Source organism: Methylophaga sp. (assembly GCF_030651745.1).
The window spans coordinates 1-16,991 of the sequence record NZ_JAUSCC010000096.1 but is presented as its reverse complement, the minus strand read 5'-3'; the positions used below and the strand labels follow the sequence as shown (position 1 = coordinate 16,991).

General features: G+C 46.2%; 14 protein-coding genes and 2 tRNA genes. 7 read left to right on the top strand and 9 right to left on the bottom strand.

The features are described from left to right. Positions 1–25: 25 nt before the first annotated feature. A complete protein-coding gene (gene rpiA / locus Q7V21_RS11275; protein ID WP_304917388.1) occupies positions 26–727 on the top strand; it encodes a ribose-5-phosphate isomerase RpiA in 702 nt (233 codons plus the stop codon). Positions 728–794: 67 nt separating this feature from the next. Here rpiA and Q7V21_RS11270 read toward each other — a convergent pair whose 3' ends face one another. Next, complete coding sequence (locus tag Q7V21_RS11270) at positions 795–1,307, bottom strand: peroxiredoxin (protein ID WP_304917387.1); 513 nt, start codon at positions 1,305–1,307, stop codon at positions 795–797. A 155-nt stretch (positions 1,308–1,462) separates the two neighbouring features. Between Q7V21_RS11270 and Q7V21_RS11265 the strand changes: the two genes are divergently transcribed. Continuing rightward, the gene (locus tag Q7V21_RS11265; protein WP_304917386.1) at positions 1,463–2,479 is read left to right on the top strand and encodes a Gfo/Idh/MocA family protein; all 1,017 of its coding nucleotides are present in this window, start codon (positions 1,463–1,465) and stop codon (positions 2,477–2,479) included. A 56-nt stretch (positions 2,480–2,535) separates the two neighbouring features. Here Q7V21_RS11265 and Q7V21_RS11260 read toward each other — a convergent pair whose 3' ends face one another. The 8 genes from Q7V21_RS11260 to mfd form a co-directional block, all read right to left on the bottom strand. Beyond that, positions 2,536–4,170, bottom strand: coding sequence for a methyl-accepting chemotaxis protein (locus tag Q7V21_RS11260; RefSeq protein ID WP_304917385.1), 1,635 nt, complete (start codon positions 4,168–4,170; stop codon positions 2,536–2,538). Positions 4,171–4,361: 191 nt separating this feature from the next. Then, positions 4,362–5,417, bottom strand: coding sequence for a PA0069 family radical SAM protein (locus Q7V21_RS11255; protein WP_304917384.1), 1,056 nt, complete (start codon positions 5,415–5,417; stop codon positions 4,362–4,364). A 2-nt stretch (positions 5,418–5,419) separates the two neighbouring features. After that, positions 5,420–6,142 carry an SIMPL domain-containing protein gene (locus Q7V21_RS11250; RefSeq protein ID WP_304917383.1) on the bottom strand — a complete coding sequence of 241 codons (723 nt, stop codon included), beginning with the start codon at positions 6,140–6,142 and terminating at the stop codon, positions 5,420–5,422. Positions 6,143–6,159: 17 nt separating this feature from the next. After that, positions 6,160–7,164 (bottom strand): alpha-L-glutamate ligase-like protein, encoded by a 1,005-nt coding sequence (locus tag Q7V21_RS11245; protein WP_304917382.1) that lies wholly within the window; start codon positions 7,162–7,164, stop codon positions 6,160–6,162. After that, on the bottom strand, positions 7,161–8,672 hold the full coding sequence (locus Q7V21_RS11240; RefSeq protein WP_304917381.1) for an inactive transglutaminase family protein: 1,512 nt from the start codon (positions 8,670–8,672) through the stop codon (positions 7,161–7,163). The genes Q7V21_RS11245 and Q7V21_RS11240 overlap by 4 nt, the downstream gene beginning before the upstream one ends. Before the next feature lie 9 nt (positions 8,673–8,681). After that, positions 8,682–9,557, bottom strand: a complete 876-nt coding sequence (locus Q7V21_RS11235; RefSeq protein ID WP_304917380.1) for an ATP-dependent zinc protease — start codon at positions 9,555–9,557, stop codon at positions 8,682–8,684. Positions 9,558–9,647: 90 nt separating this feature from the next. After that, the gene (locus Q7V21_RS11230; protein WP_304917379.1) at positions 9,648–10,415 is read right to left on the bottom strand and encodes a methyltransferase domain-containing protein; all 768 of its coding nucleotides are present in this window, start codon (positions 10,413–10,415) and stop codon (positions 9,648–9,650) included. After that, on the bottom strand, positions 10,415–13,873 hold the full coding sequence (gene mfd / locus Q7V21_RS11225; protein ID WP_304917378.1) for a transcription-repair coupling factor: 3,459 nt from the start codon (positions 13,871–13,873) through the stop codon (positions 10,415–10,417). The genes Q7V21_RS11230 and mfd overlap by 1 nt, the downstream gene beginning before the upstream one ends. A gap of 154 nt (positions 13,874–14,027) precedes the next feature. Here mfd and Q7V21_RS11220 point away from each other — a divergent pair, with 154 nt between their 5' ends. The 5 genes from Q7V21_RS11220 to Q7V21_RS11200 all read left to right on the top strand — a co-directional run bounded on the left by Q7V21_RS11220 (position 14,028) and on the right by Q7V21_RS11200 (position 16,967). Further along, entirely contained in the window at positions 14,028–14,237 is a 210-nt protein-coding gene (locus tag Q7V21_RS11220; protein ID WP_304917377.1) for a hypothetical protein, read from the top strand. 12 nt (positions 14,238–14,249) lie between these two features. Then, positions 14,250–16,091 (top strand): excinuclease ABC subunit UvrC, encoded by a 1,842-nt coding sequence (uvrC, locus tag Q7V21_RS11215; protein ID WP_304917376.1) that lies wholly within the window; start codon positions 14,250–14,252, stop codon positions 16,089–16,091. A gap of 52 nt (positions 16,092–16,143) precedes the next feature. Then, complete coding sequence (pgsA, locus tag Q7V21_RS11210; RefSeq protein ID WP_304917375.1) at positions 16,144–16,701, top strand: CDP-diacylglycerol--glycerol-3-phosphate 3-phosphatidyltransferase; 558 nt, start codon at positions 16,144–16,146, stop codon at positions 16,699–16,701. 38 nt (positions 16,702–16,739) lie between these two features. Further along, positions 16,740–16,814 (top strand) — tRNA-Gly (locus tag Q7V21_RS11205). A 79-nt stretch (positions 16,815–16,893) separates the two neighbouring features. Then, a tRNA-Cys gene (locus Q7V21_RS11200) sits at positions 16,894–16,967 on the top strand. The last annotated feature ends 24 nt before the right edge of the window (positions 16,968–16,991 follow it).

The following is a 16,991-nucleotide window of genomic DNA, read 5'->3' as shown; positions in this document are numbered from 1 at the left end:
GCCAAAACATCCAAGGAGTTTGTCAATGTCCACTCACACTGAAGCGACCCCGCCCAGCCCCAAACAACAGGTGGCTATTAAAGCTGCTGAAATTGTCGATAACGGCATGATCGTCGGTTTGGGAACAGGTTCAACCGCCAATTTGTTTATTGATGAACTGGCTCGCCGACAGCGTGAACAGCAATTAGAGATACAGGTAGTTGCCAGTTCGGTGATTAGTCGAGTGAAAGCACAGCAGGCTGGTCTCAAGGTGGTTGCTATCGAGCATTTATCTCATCTGGATATGTATGTGGATGGCGCGGATGAAGTCACCACCGACTTGGAGCTGTTAAAGGGACGGGGTCAGGATCTGGTCTGTGAGAAATTACTGGCCAGTCATGCCAGCGCTTTTTATGTTCTGGTAGATGACAGCAAGATGGTTTCCCAGATTGGCGAGAAAAACGCCATACCTATCGAAGTGATGCCCAGTGCCGCGCAGTTGGTGTTGAATCGTCTGGCAAAACTGCAGGCCAAAGGCAGTCTGAGAATGAATGCCGCCGGGGACAATGTGGCTTATAGCGCTGCGGGAAATTTGATTCTGGATATGCAGTTTTCCGGATTGGAAACTGCGCAGATAAATGCTCTGTTAACGGTGATGCCGGGAGTCGTTGAGCATGGTATTTTTGCCGATATTGCCAAAGCAGTGTTTATTGGCTCGTCAGATGGCGTCAAACTGTTACAGCGCTAATGGTTATTAAATAAAAAAGGGCAGTGTCAGACACTGCCCTTTGCTTAAAAAGCTTATTCGTAACCGGTTATTTTTTTAATTCTTCCAGAATGGTTTCGGCTTTGGATTTACCAAATTCACCCGAACCTTCAACACCGATATATTTTACTTCACTATCAGTAATAATCATTGCTGCACGAAATGCACGAACGCCCATGCCACCACCGGTTAAATCACGATCTAAACCTAATGCTTTGGTGTATTCGGCACTGCCATCGGCCATCATGCGCACTTTGCCAGTGGCTTTTTGTTCACGGCCCCAGGCCGCCATAACAAAGGCATCATTAACCGCCAAGCACCAGATTTCATCTGCACCGGCAGCTTTTAATGCTTCAGCATGTTCGACAAAACCGGGTAAATGCTGTGAAGAGCAGAGTGGGGTAAACGCGCCCGGTACGGTAAAAATGACAATGGTTTTGCCTTTCGCCATTTCACGGACATCCATCGGAGCCGGATTCATTGGGCAGCCATTTTGAGGATCAAACTCCACACATTCGGTTAATTTGCCATCGGGTATTTGTTGTCCAACTTCAATCGTCATAATCACTCCTTACAAATCAGTTAAATAAGCTGACTGATCAGCATAAGCCATCTGTCTGCAGATAAAAACACTGATTATTACAAGGACTTTCAAGTTTGGTGCACAACACATTAATCGTTATGATGAAGAACATAATGATTTAACCGGAGAAAAAAATGGCAGCAGAAAAATCTATTCTGAACTGGGGTATTCTCGGCGCAGCGCGTGTCACCGAAAAACTGATTCCCGCCATTATCGAAGCTAATAATGCGCGACTGATTGCCGTCGCCAGCCGCCGCCAAGGTGCAGCAGCTGAAGTCCTCGCCAAACTGGCCCCAGACAATAAAGACATTCTGGCGCTTGATGATCCCCAGGCTTTATTAACGCATCCGGATATTGATGTCATTCATTTACCGATGGCCAATGAAGAGCATGCCGAATGGGCATTAAAAGCCATTGCCAATGGCAAACATGTGTTGATTGAAAAACCACTGGCCTTAAAAGTCGAAGATATCGATGCCATTACCCAGGCGGCAAAAGAAAAGGGTGTAAAAGTCATGGAAGGCTTTATGTATCGCTTTCATCCTCAACATGATGCGGTGAGGGAAATCATTGAGTCCGGTGTGATTGGCGATGTTCGAACTGTCAGTACCCGTTTTGCTTTTCCAATGAAACCGGCGCGTTTATATCGGGTGAATCGACCCATTGAAAATGGTGGCGGGGCGATGTGGGATATTGGTCCCTATGCTATTCATACCGCCAGATTATGGTTTGACGATGAACCTAAAGCCGTTACAGCCATTGCCAATATAAATGAACATGGCGCGGATTTAAGCCTGACTGGTATTTTTGATTACGGAAATGGACGGTTTGCTCAATTCGAGATGAGTTTTGAACATGCCCGTCGCAGTGTTTATGAAGTTATCGGTACTCTGGGTGGTGTGACTTGCCATACAACCTGGCAACCAGCAGATGAAAAAGCCGTTATTTCATGGTGGACTGAGGCCGGCCAACAGGAAACCGTCGAAGTACCGCCTGCTGATCAATTTGTGAATGAAATCGAACACTTCTCAGATTGCGTGTTAAACAACAGCGAGCCGTTATTGAGTTTGCAGGATGCCAGAGATAATTGCCGGGCCATTGTCGCCGCTTTGCAGTCGGTAAAAGAGGGCAAAACCATACAACTGGGGTAAAGCAACGAAAAAGCCGCTCAATTTGAGCGGCTTTTTTAGGGGCTGAAAGCTGAATATTAACTGGCCGTTTTAAATTTACTGATGGATTGCTGTAGTGTCGCTGCCAGTTGAGTCAGGTCAGTACTGAGCGATGAGATTGACTTTGAGCCAGCTTCGGCTTTGTCAGATACCGCAGTTATCCGCCGGAAGTTATTGTTAATTTCTTCAGCAACCGCGGATTGTTGCTCGGCCACGCTGGCAATCTGGGCATTCATATCATTGATGGCCGTAACCGAACGACTGATCACCGCTAATGATTCACCAGCATGCTCGGCTTGCGTGACACATTGATGCGCTTTGTTTTTGCCTTCTTCCATAACTTTTACGGCGATTAGGGTTCGGCTTTGGGTTTTTTCGATCAAGTCTTTAATATTCAATGTCGACTCTTTGGTGCGGCTCGCTAAACCACGCACTTCATCGGCAACAACGGCAAAGCCTCGACCATGCTCACCGGCACGGGCGGCTTCAATAGCTGCATTCAATGCCAACAGATTGGTTTGTTCGGTAATATCAGCAATGACTTGAACAACGGTGCCAATCTTTTTGCTGTCTTCAGACAGTTCATCAATGACGCGCGCCGCTTCTTCTACTTTAGTTGCCAGCTCAGCGATACTGGCCAGTGTTTTCGCCACTTCCTGATTGCCATTAATGGTTTCTTTATCGGCTGTTTGCGCCTGTATTGAAGCCTCGCTGGTCAGACGGGCAATCTCCTGCACAGAGGTAGAGATTTCACTGATGGCATTTGCACCATCCAACGTTTGTTGTTTCTGATCGATAACTAAACTTTGATTCTCTGCTGAGGTGGTATTCATCACCTTAGCCGCATCCGATACCTGGCCTGCAGAAGAGCTGATGGCTTTCATAATATGCGACAGTTCGCTGGACATGGTGCTCAAAGCGCCGACAATACTTTTGGGAAAGCGGGTTTGGGCTTGTTGAGTTAAGTCACCGGAGGCAAACACTCTGATTAACCGAGCTGCCGAATCTGGTTCGCCACCTATGGTTGAATAGAGACGACCAATCAGACGATAGCTGACAAAAATCGCAATGATGATGGCAATCAAGGTGACAGTGATCATCAACGCCATAAATCCACCGGTTTGCTGACGAATATAATCAACCTGGTCACTAATGGTGATTTCCTGATAATCGATAAACTGATTCACGGCTCCTAACCATTGAGTGTATGCAGGCGAGGTATTAAGCATTAGATAGTCGCGTGCTTCACCATTTCTGCCCTGATTAATCAGATTGATTGTCTCAGCAGTGTGAGCCAGAGTTTGTTGCTCTATGGTTTTGATATTGTCTAACAGCGTTTTTTCCTGAACAGTGAATTGCTGTGGATTATTTGCCATTGCCTCCAGGCCGATGGCTGACTCTGAGTAGAATTGTTCCAGGCGTTCAATATCTTGCAGATGCTGCTGCCGTTCTACGCTGTTTTCACTTAACACCACATCACGAATTGAAATTGCCCGGTCATGAACACTGCCACGGAAGTTAATCGCTGCGCGTTGTTTGACGCTGTCAACTTCATTAATTTTGCTCATGGTTCGATCAATTTTGCTGACTTCATTTACACCGATAATGGCAATCAACACCATTAAACTTAAGACGATGCCAAAGCCGAGTTGAAGTCTGTTTTTGATAGTCACTGAAAATTCCTGATTATTAAGTGCAAGCGCATTTTCGCTGATTGCATGTGAGTTTTATGTCAAAGCAATATTATGTATGCCTGTTTAAACGACGAAATCAGGAAATTTCTCTAAATGCTCAGGAATGAGTATTAGCTATCATTTAATTAGCTGGTTTTGAGCCGGTAAAACAAACAAAGCTTTTTAATAAATTAAAACAAACGCAGCTGACTGTTTGGTGATTGAAATAAATCACATCGCAATGGCGCTAAAGATGGTTTAAGTTGCAGTTTTTTATAGATATTACGAAACCGTTGGGCTAATAGATCAGCAAAGATACCTTCACCGCGAAGTCGATGACCAAAACGGGGATCGTTATTTTTACCACCTCGCAAATCATGAATGCGATTCAAAATATGCTGGGCCTGATCGGGGCGATGGGTCAGCAGCCATGTTTCAAATAAAGGGCTGACTTCCAGCGGTAGTCTCAGCAGAATGTAATGAACGTCGAGTGCTCCCGCCTCAACAACAGCTTTTACAATATTCTCCAGCTCCGCATCCGTTAATACAGGAATAACCGGGGCAATCAATACCGTGACCGGAATACCTGCGGCACGCAATGTTTCGATGGTTTGTAAACGTCTTTTGGGCGCACTGGCTCTGGGTTCCATCACACGCGATAAAGCAGGATCCAATGTAGTAATAGAAAGATGAACCTGCACTAAATCCTCTGAGGCCATTTGTTGCAGAATATCAATATCGCGTTCCACCATCGCGGATTTGGTCACGATATGACAAGGGTGACGAGTTTCATTGAGAACTTGCAGAATCTGCCGGGTGATTTGATAGTCACGTTCTATTGGCTGATATGGATCGGTATTGGCACCCAGTGAAATTGGCGAACATTGATAATTTTTGGCTGCTAATTCTTTTTTGAGCAATATAGCGGCATCGGGTTTAGCAGTGAGTTTGGTTTCAAAATCCAGGCCGGGGGAGAGGCCTAAATAGGCGTGAGAGGGGCGGGCATAACAATAGATACAGCCATGTTCACAGCCGCGATAGGCATTTATGGATTGGCTGAAAGGTAAGTCCGGAGACTGGTTGCGGGTGATAATGCTTTTAGGGTGTTCAATTTCCACCGTGGTCTTGGGAGGGTTTTCTGCCTCCTGAAACCAGCCATCCTCGACGTTTTCTCGTTGAAAAGCGTTATAACGTCCATCTATTTGAGTCGCGGTTCCTCGCCCTTTGATTGGAGATTCGCTAGCCACGCTTAATCAGAAAGATAGTATTCCACTGTAGAAACCACGCGAACCTGTTTGATATGTGGATTGTTGTTGTCGCGCGCCGTAATACTGAATTGACCTTGTGAAGCTTTACGGATTTTGCCTAAGTCACTGTCAGAATCCTGTGCAAATTTCTCAGCCACTTCACGGGCATTTTCAGTGGCTTCTTCGATCATCTCTGGTTTGACTTCATTAAGTCGGGTAAACAGATATTCGGTCTGAGCCATATAGTTTTCACCGGTCAATACCAGACCTTGCTTTCCTAATTCAGCTACAGCCGGCATTGCCTGGCGAACCGCTTCGATATTCTGCGAATACACAGTTACCGTTTGTGTTGCGGTATAACGGAACTCTGCTCTCGGGCCGCCACCATATTGCTGGGCCGACTTATCAATAATCGCGGGGGCATTAAACGTGATTTCATCATGCTGAATGCCACGTTGCTGCAGAAACTCACGAACCTTTTTGCCATTATTTTCAATGGCTTGATATAGCTCTGGCAGATCATTGTTGGCTTCGGTGAATTGAATCGGCCAAATCACCACATCCGCTGGATAATCGCGTTCAGATAATCCTTTTACGGTTACGCTTCGTTCCAGCTGCTTGAAATCAATTAACGCCTTGCCGAGCTGAAAGCCCAACATGGTTAAGCCCAGAAATAACGCCCCACCTAAAATCAATGCTGTTGATTTACTTTGATTAGCCATCATTCCGAACTCCTGTTGAATCAACGATGATCAGTAAAATGTTCTCTGGCATAAGCGACACGATCTTCGACGCTCATCCGTTTTTTGTGACTGAGAGCTTCAATCTGCCGTAACCGAGGTAATAAACCTTTGCCATTTGCAATCTGGATGGTCAAACCTGGACGGGCATTTAACTCCAGTAACATCGGGCCTTTAAAACGATCCAATACGATATCGGTACCCAAGTATCCCAGTCCCGACATTTCATAGCACGATACAGCAAGGTTTAATACTTCTTCCCAATGCGGCACCTTCAACGTCATCATATTCAGGCCGGTATCCGGATGTAACAGAATCGGTTTGTCGAATTGTACTGCACGTAAGGCATGTCCATCACCAATATCCAGACCTACGCCCACAGCACCCTGATGCAGATTGGCTTTTCCATTGGAGGCGGCGGTAGATAATCGCATCATAGCCATTACCGGGAAGCCGCGGAACACGATAACTCGCGTATCAGGCACACCTTCATAGCTGAAACCGCTGAAACAATCATCAAAGTGAATCAGATCTTCAATAATGGCCACGTCAGCACGACCACCCAGCGAAAACAATCCTGCCAGGATATTGGAGACATGACGTTCCAGATCGCCAATATTGGCAAATTGCCCATTGGATTTGCGATAGCCTTCTTCACTCTGCCGAGTGATAACCAGAATACCTTTACCACCTGAGCCATGAGCCGGTTTGATACAAAAACCGCTGCTGCAGCGTTGCAGGATCCCAGCAAGATCTTTCACAGAATGTTGTTCGCTGATCACACCAATCAAATCAGGCACTTTTACGCCTGCTTCAAGCGCCAGTTCTTTGGTTTGTAATTTATCGTCAACCAGCGGAAACAGATGCCGGGGATTGTAGCGACTGATATACGAAACATTACGCCGATTCATCCCCAATACACCGATTTTGCTCAGTGCACTGGGGTGCGCATAACGCTCGCGTATGGTTTGAAACCAGCTCAATTTTTTTTCAGCCGGTTCGCTCATTGTTTATCCAGCTTGGTCAGGGGCTTAAACCGTTTCAACTCAAGCAAGCGATAGCCGGTATAGCTACCTGCAACCAACGTCAGTGCCATCAGAATCAACTGAATTCCCATGAAGTTAAAGGTTAAATGGCGAACCCAGTCTAGGTTCATTGCCAGATAGGCAAGGATGGCGACCAGTAGCGAACCACCGCCTTGAATCATAACTTGCTTGGCACCTTCCTCTTCCCAGAGGATCGACATACGTTCAATAGTCCAGGCCAGAATGATCATCGGGAAGAAAGTGATCTTCATACCTTCGGTCAGGCCGAATTTATAAGCCACGATTGAGAAGATAGCGATCATGCCGATAACCATAATTATGACCGCGGATATTCGGGCGACCAGTAGTAAGTTGAGATAGGACAGGTAGGATCGGATCATCAAGCCCACACCGACAATCAGTAAAAAGCCGATCAAGCCGGTCATTAAACTGGTTTGGATAAAGGCCATGGCGATCAACACCGGCATGAAAGTACCTGAGGTTTTAATACCCACCAGAATACGCATCAAAACCACAATCAAGACACCTACCGGGATCAACAAAATGCCTTTGAAAATAGCCTGTTCTTCAAGCGGCAAGGTATACAGCGAAAAATTCAGCCATTCGTTATCTGCAAACTTTTGATTCAACGCAATATTGAAAGGTTGTTCCTGCGAAATCATCGAGAAGGTGACTTGAGCATTGGTCGCACCAACCACTTCTAATACCGGGCCGGAATGATACTGCCACAGCAGCATATTTTCCGCCTGACCCTGTACGCCGGTTTCCGGATTAAACACTTCGTAGTCATTGCCATCAAAAACCTGAATATATTCAATCAGTGACTGGCGACGACGGCCATCTTCCAGATATAAAGCATGAATGCGTCTGGCCGGTACGCCGGCTTCTTGCAGAAGTTGAGCAATCCAGATGGGTTTGGGTTTTAGTTGAGCAAGCAACTCTGCGGTTTGCTGTTGATTGTTAAATTCATGAATCAGTTCGCGTGCCAATGTGTAATTGGATGATGAGCGTTCTATGGCACGGTCAAGAATCATTTGTGCAGCTGAAGCGTAAGGCTCTTTTTCAACGTTTGGTTTAACGTTTGCTACTGGTTCCTGTTCTACCGGTATGGCATATGGATCCAATAACATATCAACTTTGTAATACAGCGATTGATTGCCATTGGCTTCTCTGATCGACCATTCAGCGTAGGTACCACCTTTACGATCAACAAATGCCAATCCATAGCCCGGGCTGGCAGTTTGCTGATTAAGTTGAGTAAAGCCAGGTTGCGTATTCGGAATCGCTAAGCGGGCTGTAACCGGTTCGCCACGGGCTTCAAAATCCACCTTGGCTTCAATCGACCAGGTTTGACGTTGTTCACCTGGAAACCAGGGAATATCAAATGCAATATGACGGTGTAGAGTAAGTGCTAAACCTGCAAAAAACAGCAGACTGACCAGAATATAAAAAGGCGCACGTGATGCCATGAGGGTTCCTTAATCTTCTGATGCAGTAGGATTAGCTTGTTCTGCTTTTTTGGGAATAGCCGATGCCCGATCTTTCAATAATTCGGGTTTTGGCTGGACATTTTTCTTGGCCACATCGACCACGGCAATGTCTTTCAAAAACTCACGGCCCAACAAGATCGGATAATTCATATGCGAACGATCAGTTAGAGTGAATTCTGCAGTATCGGTCATATTACCAATCTTGATCGTCAGTCTGACGACCGGACGTTTATCAATTTCATTGGTGGATGATTGACGGATATTGGCGATGCGGGCGATGGGGGCTTCAACTTCATAACTATTATCACTGCCTTCTTCAGGAACAATGGTAAAGCGAGCCCATTTCTGACCATCACGTTCCAGAGTCACGATATCCTGTGCAGTTAAAGAGGAAGTAGTGGCACCGGTATCTACTCGAGCAGGAAACACACGATTTACCGCTTCAATCCATAACCACTCGGATTGACCCAATACCAATTTATCACCCAATGTCATCGGGGCTGGTGGAGGGCAGCTTTGACTGCTTGCTGCGCTTGCGATTTGAGCCGTTTGCGCTGATTCGACGACAGCTCGTTGAGCCAGTTTTTCATTAAGCTGCACAACTTGATGGTTTAGTTCATCGAGTTGTTTGCGAGTGATTTGCTGCTCTTTGGAAAACGATTGCAGACCAGCCTGGTGCTTGTTTTGATTATCGATAACTCTCTGGCATTGCTGACGCAGCTGATTTTCAATTCTGGATTCACTGTCACTAAGCGCTGACTTTAATTGTTCGTTAGAGACGGTGGGGCGGGTTTCGTTTTGAACGCAAGCTGTTGTAAATAAGCTGGATACAATAAGGAGGAGTGGTAATTTATGTTTGAACATGTCTTTCCTAAATCTTAAAACGGATTATTAAGTCAAAACGCAATTATCAAAACAAAATTGATAGGACTGCATATTATGAAGTAATCCCTGTTAATCCGGAGACTTTTTCTCGGTAAGTAAATGTACGTAACGTCCCATGTCACGATAGGTAGGCATACGACAGTATTGATGCTCTAACGCCAGTAATTCCTGTTCATTTGTCTGATTTCGACTCTCAGAGTTCAAATAATCGCTAAACACCCTAATGCCACTGTGCTGAAGGATGCCAAAACCATTATTTTTCAAAAACTCGAGCAATTCATGTGGATATTGCGGAAACGGCGGACTGAGCTTTTTACCTGCACCAATATAGCGGTCATTGAGTATGGGTTCCAGTCGCCATCCTCCACGAATCACGTTTTTATAGACCATGGCATTTCGGTTATAAAACATTAATGACAGGTAACCGCCGGGTTTTACTCGGTCTAGCAGCAGTTTTAGAGTTTCTAAGGGTGTTGCCAGCCACTCCACAACCGCATGACAAATCACTAAGTCGAACTCTGCTAATTGCGGTGCCAACTGCTGAATTGAGCCGTGATGAAAGCTGGCATCCAGCTTTGCTTGCGCAAATGAAAGCCTGGCCTGGTCGAGTAACTTCTCTGAAATATCACACAGCGTCAGTTGGTGACCAAAACCAGCCAGCCACAAACTGATTTGTCCGGCACCACAGCCAGCATCCCAAATCTGTAAATCTTTAGTCTGGGTGAACTGCTGCAAATCCTGTTTAAGGATTTCTAAACGTAACTGTCCTTTGCTGGTGTCATAAATACGCGCATTAAAGCGCTCAGCCAAATCATCAAAATTACGATCCTGTTGCATCAGGCCGCCGGTTTAAGCAGATTATCCAACAGGGAATCGATCGCCAGAATTCTGCTCTCAGCATCCGGCATATTGTCAGTGAAACGCAGTTTGTCCTGACCATCCAGCTTGAAGCGGGATGGCTGTTTCTGAATCAGCTGGATGATGGTCATCGGCTCAACCTGAGGTTCCTTATCAAACAGCAAACGACCACCCTGATCATAAACATCGATTTTACGGATGCCGATGGTTTTGGCTTTTAGGCGTAACTCATGCACGGCAAACAAGGTTTGTACCGGTTCAGGTAACAGACCAAATCGATCAATCATTTCCACCTGCAGTTCGCGTAATGCTTCTTTGTCAGCGGCGGCAGCAATGCGTTTGTATAACACCAGACGGGTATGCACATCGGGTAGATAATCTGATGGAATCAAAGCCGGTACATGCAGATCGATTTCCACAGTCTGCCGAGCCATATTATCCAGATCCGGGGTTTTGCCGGATTTCAATGCATTAACAGCACGTTCCAGTAACTCGTTATATAAGGTAAAGCCGATTTCCTGCATCTGGCCGCTTTGTTCATCACCCAATAACTCACCGGCACCGCGGATTTCCATATCGTGGGTTGCCAGCGTAAAGCCAGCACCTAGATCTTCAATCGACTCAATGGCTTCCAGACGCTTTATCGCATCCGCTGTCATTGCCTGTTGTGGTGGTGTAATCAGATAAGCATACGCCCGGTGGTGCGAACGACCGACACGACCACGAATTTGATACAACTGTGCAAGGCCCAATTTATCGGCTCTATCTATAAAGATAGTATTGGCGCTCGGTACGTCGATCCCGGTTTCGATGATAGTGGTGCAGACCAGCACATTAAACCGCTGGTGATAAAAATCGAGCATCACCTGTTCCAGCTCACGTTCACGCATCTGCCCATGAGCCACAGCAACACGAGCTTCCGGCATTAAGGTTTCAAGTTCGCGTGCCACCCGGTCGATGTCTTCAACCTTGTTATGCAGGAAGTAAACCTGTCCACCACGCTTGATTTCACGCAGCATACCTTCACGGATTTTGTCGGCATTCCATTGCAATACAAAAGTTTTAATAGCAAGTCGGCGGGCTGGAGCGGTGGCAATAATCGATAAATCCCGGATGCCGGAAATCGACATATTCAGGGTGCGTGGAATCGGCGTTGCGGTAAGGGTCAACACATCGATCTGCGAGCGATATTTTTTCAGTTGTTCTTTTTGCGTTACACCAAAACGATGTTCTTCATCGAGAATAAACAAGCCTAACCGTTTGGGATCGATATCCTGCTGCAATAGTTTATGCGTCCCAATAACGATATCAGCAGTACCTTCGCTGATGGCTGATTTCACATCATCCAATTGTTTCTTGCTACGAAACCGTGACAAAACTTCAACTCGGATCGGCCAATCAGCAAAGCGATCTTTAAAGTTTTCATAATGTTGCTGAGCAAGCAGGGTAGTCGGCACCAGAACCAATACCTGTTTACCGGATTGCACTGCCAGAAAAGCGGCTCGCATAGCGACTTCGGTTTTACCAAAGCCGACATCACCACAGACCAGCCGATCCATCGGTGTTTCGGATTGCATATCAGCAATTACAGCATCAATCGCATCCTGTTGATCCGGCGTGGTTTCAAACGGGAAAGCTGCCGAGAACGCTTCATATTGTTCATCCGGCGACTGCATTGGTGGTTTCTTATTGGCAGCGCGTTTGGCATAGATATCCAATAACTCTGCCGCCACATCACGTACTTTTTCAGCAGCACGACGACGGGCTTTTTCCCATTGTGTGGTGCCAAGTTGATGTAATGGAGCGAGTTCCGGTGCTGAGCCTGAATAACGGCTGATTAAGTCCAGCGAGGCCACCGGCACATAGAGTTTGTCGCCCTTGGCATATTCGAGTGTTACGTATTCGGTCGCAATATCACCGACATCAAGAGTCTGTAAACCCAGATAACGTCCAACACCGTGATCTTCATGTACTACCGCATCACCAATCGTGAGTTCGGCAAGGTTACGGATAATGGCATCGGAATCACGCTTTTTACGGCTGCGACGACGGCGTTGCATAACCTGTTGGCCGAATAGCTGAGTTTCGGCAATAACTGCAATATTTTCTGATTGCAGTAATAAGCCTTGTTCGAGCGGGGCGACGGTAATCGATAGCGGCGCGCTATCATTAATAAAGGCATCCCAGTTATCGACCACTTTGGGTTGCAACTGATTTTTGCGTAACAAATCCAGCAGCGTTTCACGGCGACCTGCAGATTCGGCAGCAATTAAAATCCGGCCAGCAAATTTATCGATAAATTGATGTAAGGCTTCGCAAGGACGATCTTGCTTGGAGTTAAGCGGTAATGATGGTGGCATCACCGTGGCATAGTTGTTGTTACCGGCTGAGCCATCTATTTCAAAGTTCTGGCATTGCAAACGCTGCCATTGTTTGAACTGGCTGAATAATTCTTCAACCGGCACAAACACATTGATTGGTGGTAACAATGGTCTTTCTGGATCAACACTATGTTGACGATAGCGGATCTGGATTTCCTGCCAGAACTGTTCTGCGGCATGAAATGTATCATTGAGCTGTACCAGCAGTGTGTTATCCGGCAGATAATCGGTCAGACGGGCGGTTTGCTCGAAAAACAACGGCAGGTAAAACTCGATACCGCCCGGCATATTGCCGGCGCTGACTTCACGATAGATCAGACTGCGTTGTGGGTCGCCATCAAAATACTGCCGAAACTGTTTACGGAATAAAGCAATGCTGTCGTCATTAACCGGAAATTCGCGTGCCGGTAATAACTGGATCTGTTCAATATTATCGACAGAACGCTGGGTTTCCGGATCAAACGTACGCAGCGTGTCGATCTCGTCATCAAACAAATCAATACGATAAGGTTGACGACTGCCCATCGGGAATAAATCAATAATGGCACCGCGAACCGCAAACTCACCATGTTCGATAACCTGCGCCACATTACGATAACCGGATTTTTCCAGTTTCAGTCGCCATTGTTCGATATCAAACTGATCGCCGATTTTCAGCTCAAGATGATTGCCATCAAGGAATGCTCGCGGTGCAATACGTTGCATCAAGGTAGCAATCGGCACCAGTAAAATGCCACGTTTGAAATCGGGCAAATGATGCAGGGTCTGCAAGCGTTCGGAAACGATATCCTGATGTGGAGAAAAACTGTCGTAAGGCAAGGTTTCCCAATCCGGGAAATGCAAAATTGGCAGTTCGGCATTGCCAAGGTAAAAACGGATTTCCAACTCTAATCGATGGGCGCTGGCCACATCGTCAGTCACTACCAATAATGGACCTTCATGCTGCTGAGCCGCTTTTGCTAACAGCAAACCTTGTGCACTACCGTATAATTGTCCGGCACGAAGTTGATCTTTGGCTGATACGGGTAAGACAGGTTGAAGCAAATTGGCTGGCAAGAGTGATACCTTGATATATTAAAAGTGAGAAAGCGCGTTATTTTCCCATACTTGACCAAGTACAGCATCCAGCATTTTCAAACAGGATAATGTCCTTACAAATAATAAGTGTTAATGCTATAGTCAAAATTTTGCAACGAAGCGGAGCGGGAACATGGTGAAACGGACGGAAAATGTTGTGTTGTTAAAAGTGATTGGCAGTGCTGAGTTATTAGCGGCATTGGCTATGTTTTATTTTTATCACGAAAATGTACCAGCCGTAATCGGTGGATTAATTTTGCTAGGCTTATCTGCTAACAGCTTTTATCAAGCGCACAAATGCTATCAGCGTCAGTATTCTCCCCGAAAAGACGATAATTCATAAATCACGGTTTTAATGAGTCAACTGGAAAACCCATCTATCGAATCTCAGTTCGACCCGGTCAGTTTTGTAAAATCACTTACCAGTCGACCCGGTGTCTATCGCATGATCGATGCGGAAGGCACGGTGATTTATGTTGGTAAGGCTAAAAATCTTAAAAAACGTGTTGGCAGTTATTTTCGCAGTACCGGTTTAACCAACAAAACTCAGGTGATGGTCGCCCAAATCGTGGCGATCGAAACCACGGTTACCCACACTGAAAACGAAGCCCTGATCCTGGAAAACAACCTGATCAAGGAGCTAATGCCACGTTACAACGTGTTGCTACGTGATGATAAAACCTACCCATACTTATTTATATCCGGTGATGACTTTCCACGGTTGAGTGTGCATCGCGGTGCCAAGCGTAAAAAAGGCAAATATTTCGGACCTTACCCAAGTGCCGGTGCCGTTCGTGAAAGTCTGAATCTGCTGCAAAAACTGTTTCCGGTGCGTCAATGTGAAGACAGTTATTATCAAAATCGCAGCAGACCGTGTCTGCAATATCAAATCAAACGTTGTACAGCACCATGTGTGGGGCTGATTTCTGAAAGCGATTATCAAAAAGATGTGCAGCACACCATCATGTTCCTCGAAGGTAAAAACCAGCAGGTTATGGATGAGCTGAGTAACCAGATGGATGTTGCTTCGCAGAATTTACAGTTTGAACAAGCGGCTTCTATTCGCGACAAGATCATCAGCTTACGCCGCGTTCAGGAACGACAATATGTCAGCTCCATGCAAGGTGATTCAGATGTCTTGGCGGCGATTGTGCGTGATGGTCTTGCTGTGGTGGAAGTCAGCTTTGTTCGCGGTGGTCGTAATCTGGGCAGTAAATCCTATTTCCCCAAAGGCTCATCCGATCTCACTCCATCTGAATTACTCGCGGCTTTTATTCCACAGTATTACCTGGGTAAAGATGTACCAGCCGAAATTCTGCTGAGTCATGAAGTCGAAGACGCTCAACTTTTGCAAGATGTATTGCAGACAGAATCCGGACATAAAGTCAGCCTGAGAAAACCGCAACGTGGTCATGCAACGCGCTGGTTACAAATGGCGATGACCAATGCCGAGATCAGTCTGACGCAACGTATCAGTAGTCGTTCCAACTTATTACAACGTTTTGAAATGCTGCAGGATGCGTTAGAGCTGGACGAACTGCCTAAACGCATTGAATGCTTTGATATCAGTCATACCCGCGGTGAGCGCACGGTTGCTTCCTGTGTTGTGTTTGGCCTGGAAGGGGCGATTAAAAGCGATTACCGTAAATTCAATATTGAAGGCATTACCGGCGGTGATGATTACGCTGCAATGCATCAGGCATTAAGCCGACGCTTCACCCGTTTGAATAACGGCGAAGGCAAACGCCCGGATTTATTATTAATAGATGGTGGCAAAGGCCAAATTAAAGAAGCTCAGGAAGTGTTGGCTGAATTAAATTTAAGCGATTTACCTATATTAGGTATCGCCAAAGGCCCGGCTCGCAAGCCCGGTGAAGAAACTTTATTTCTGGTTGGCCGTGCCGGTGAAGTCACCTTATCTGCCGATTCACCGGCATTACATTTATTACAGCAGGTTCGTGACGAAGCCCATCGCTTTGCTATCACAGGTCATCGACAACGCCGCGCCAAAGCCCGTAAAACCTCAACCTTAGAAGATATCGCAGGGCTTGGGCCTAAACGTCGGCAGAAGATCCTGCAACAATTTGGTGGGCTACAAGAGGTAAAACGAGCCGGGGTAGAAGACCTGCAAAGAGTGGAAGGTATCAGTGCAGCGCTCGCGCAGAAAATTTACGACTTGTTTCATCCGGACAATTAACGGCTTCATAGTGCTACCATAGGTGCTATCTATAGCTTACAACGATATTATTATGCTTAATTTACCCAACCTTCTCAGTTTGCTTAGAGTCTTACTGATACCTGTTTTGGTCGCTTTGTATTTTGCACCAAGCCCCCATGCAACAATCTGGGCAACCGTGGTATTTGTGCTGGCGGGCATTACCGATTGGCTTGATGGTTATCTGGCAAGACGCATGAATCTCACCTCGCCATTCGGGGCCTTTATCGATCCGGTCGCTGATAAATTAATCGTTGTGGTGGCCTTATTGCTGATTCTTTATAAGTCACCGGTCTGGTTTATTTTGCTTCCAGTGATTGTCATCGTATTTCGTGAAATAACAATTTCCGCATTACGTGAATGGATGGCCGAAATTGGTGCCCGTCATGTGGTCCAGGTTTCCTCAATCGGCAAGTGGAAAACCACCTTTCAAATGATCGCCATTGGCTGCCTGATTTTCTATAAACCGCTGTTTGGATTACCTGTTTTTGAGATTGGAGTAGCCTTGTTATATGTGGCAGCTTTGCTCACATTGACCTCAATGATCAGCTACCTGAAAGCAGCCTTACCAGTGTTGGTAGATAAGGGTTGACAGAAAATATTAAGTGCCTATAATGCACGTCTTCCTAAGCGGGAATAGCTCAGTGGTAGAGCACAACCTTGCCAAGGTTGGGGTCGCGAGTTCGAATCTCGTTTCCCGCTCCAAGAATAAAAAAAGCCGCGGTCAGTCCAAGTAACTACTGCGGCTTTTTAGTCTTGACCTTAAGAAAAAAAGACATACCCCGGCTGGGTGGCAGAGTGGTTATGCAGCGGACTGCAACTCCGTGAACGCCGGTTCGATTCCGACCCCAGCCTCCATTTTGAAACACCATAAAAATAATA

What these genes read in the sequence shown, in the direction of transcription:
- Q7V21_RS11265 (WP_304917386.1), top strand. Translation starts at nt 1,463, where the DNA reads ATGGCAGCAGAAAAATCTATTCTGAACTGGGGTATTCTCGGCGCAGCG.
- Q7V21_RS11245 (WP_304917382.1), bottom strand. Translation starts at nt 7,164, where the DNA reads ATGAGCGAACCGGCTGAAAAAAAATTGAGCTGGTTTCAAACCATACGC.
- Q7V21_RS11235 (WP_304917380.1), bottom strand. Translation starts at nt 9,557, where the DNA reads ATGTTCAAACATAAATTACCACTCCTCCTTATTGTATCCAGCTTATTT.
- uvrC (WP_304917376.1), top strand. Translation starts at nt 14,250, where the DNA reads ATGAGTCAACTGGAAAACCCATCTATCGAATCTCAGTTCGACCCGGTC.
- Q7V21_RS11240 (WP_304917381.1), bottom strand. Translation starts at nt 8,672, where the DNA reads ATGGCATCACGTGCGCCTTTTTATATTCTGGTCAGTCTGCTGTTTTTT.
- Q7V21_RS11220 (WP_304917377.1), top strand. Translation starts at nt 14,028, where the DNA reads ATGGTGAAACGGACGGAAAATGTTGTGTTGTTAAAAGTGATTGGCAGT.
- pgsA (WP_304917375.1), top strand. Translation starts at nt 16,144, where the DNA reads ATGCTTAATTTACCCAACCTTCTCAGTTTGCTTAGAGTCTTACTGATA.
- rpiA (WP_304917388.1), top strand. Translation starts at nt 26, where the DNA reads ATGTCCACTCACACTGAAGCGACCCCGCCCAGCCCCAAACAACAGGTG.
- Q7V21_RS11230 (WP_304917379.1), bottom strand. Translation starts at nt 10,415, where the DNA reads ATGCAACAGGATCGTAATTTTGATGATTTGGCTGAGCGCTTTAATGCG.
- Q7V21_RS11270 (WP_304917387.1), bottom strand. Translation starts at nt 1,307, where the DNA reads ATGACGATTGAAGTTGGACAACAAATACCCGATGGCAAATTAACCGAA.
- Q7V21_RS11250 (WP_304917383.1), bottom strand. Translation starts at nt 6,142, where the DNA reads ATGATGGCTAATCAAAGTAAATCAACAGCATTGATTTTAGGTGGGGCG.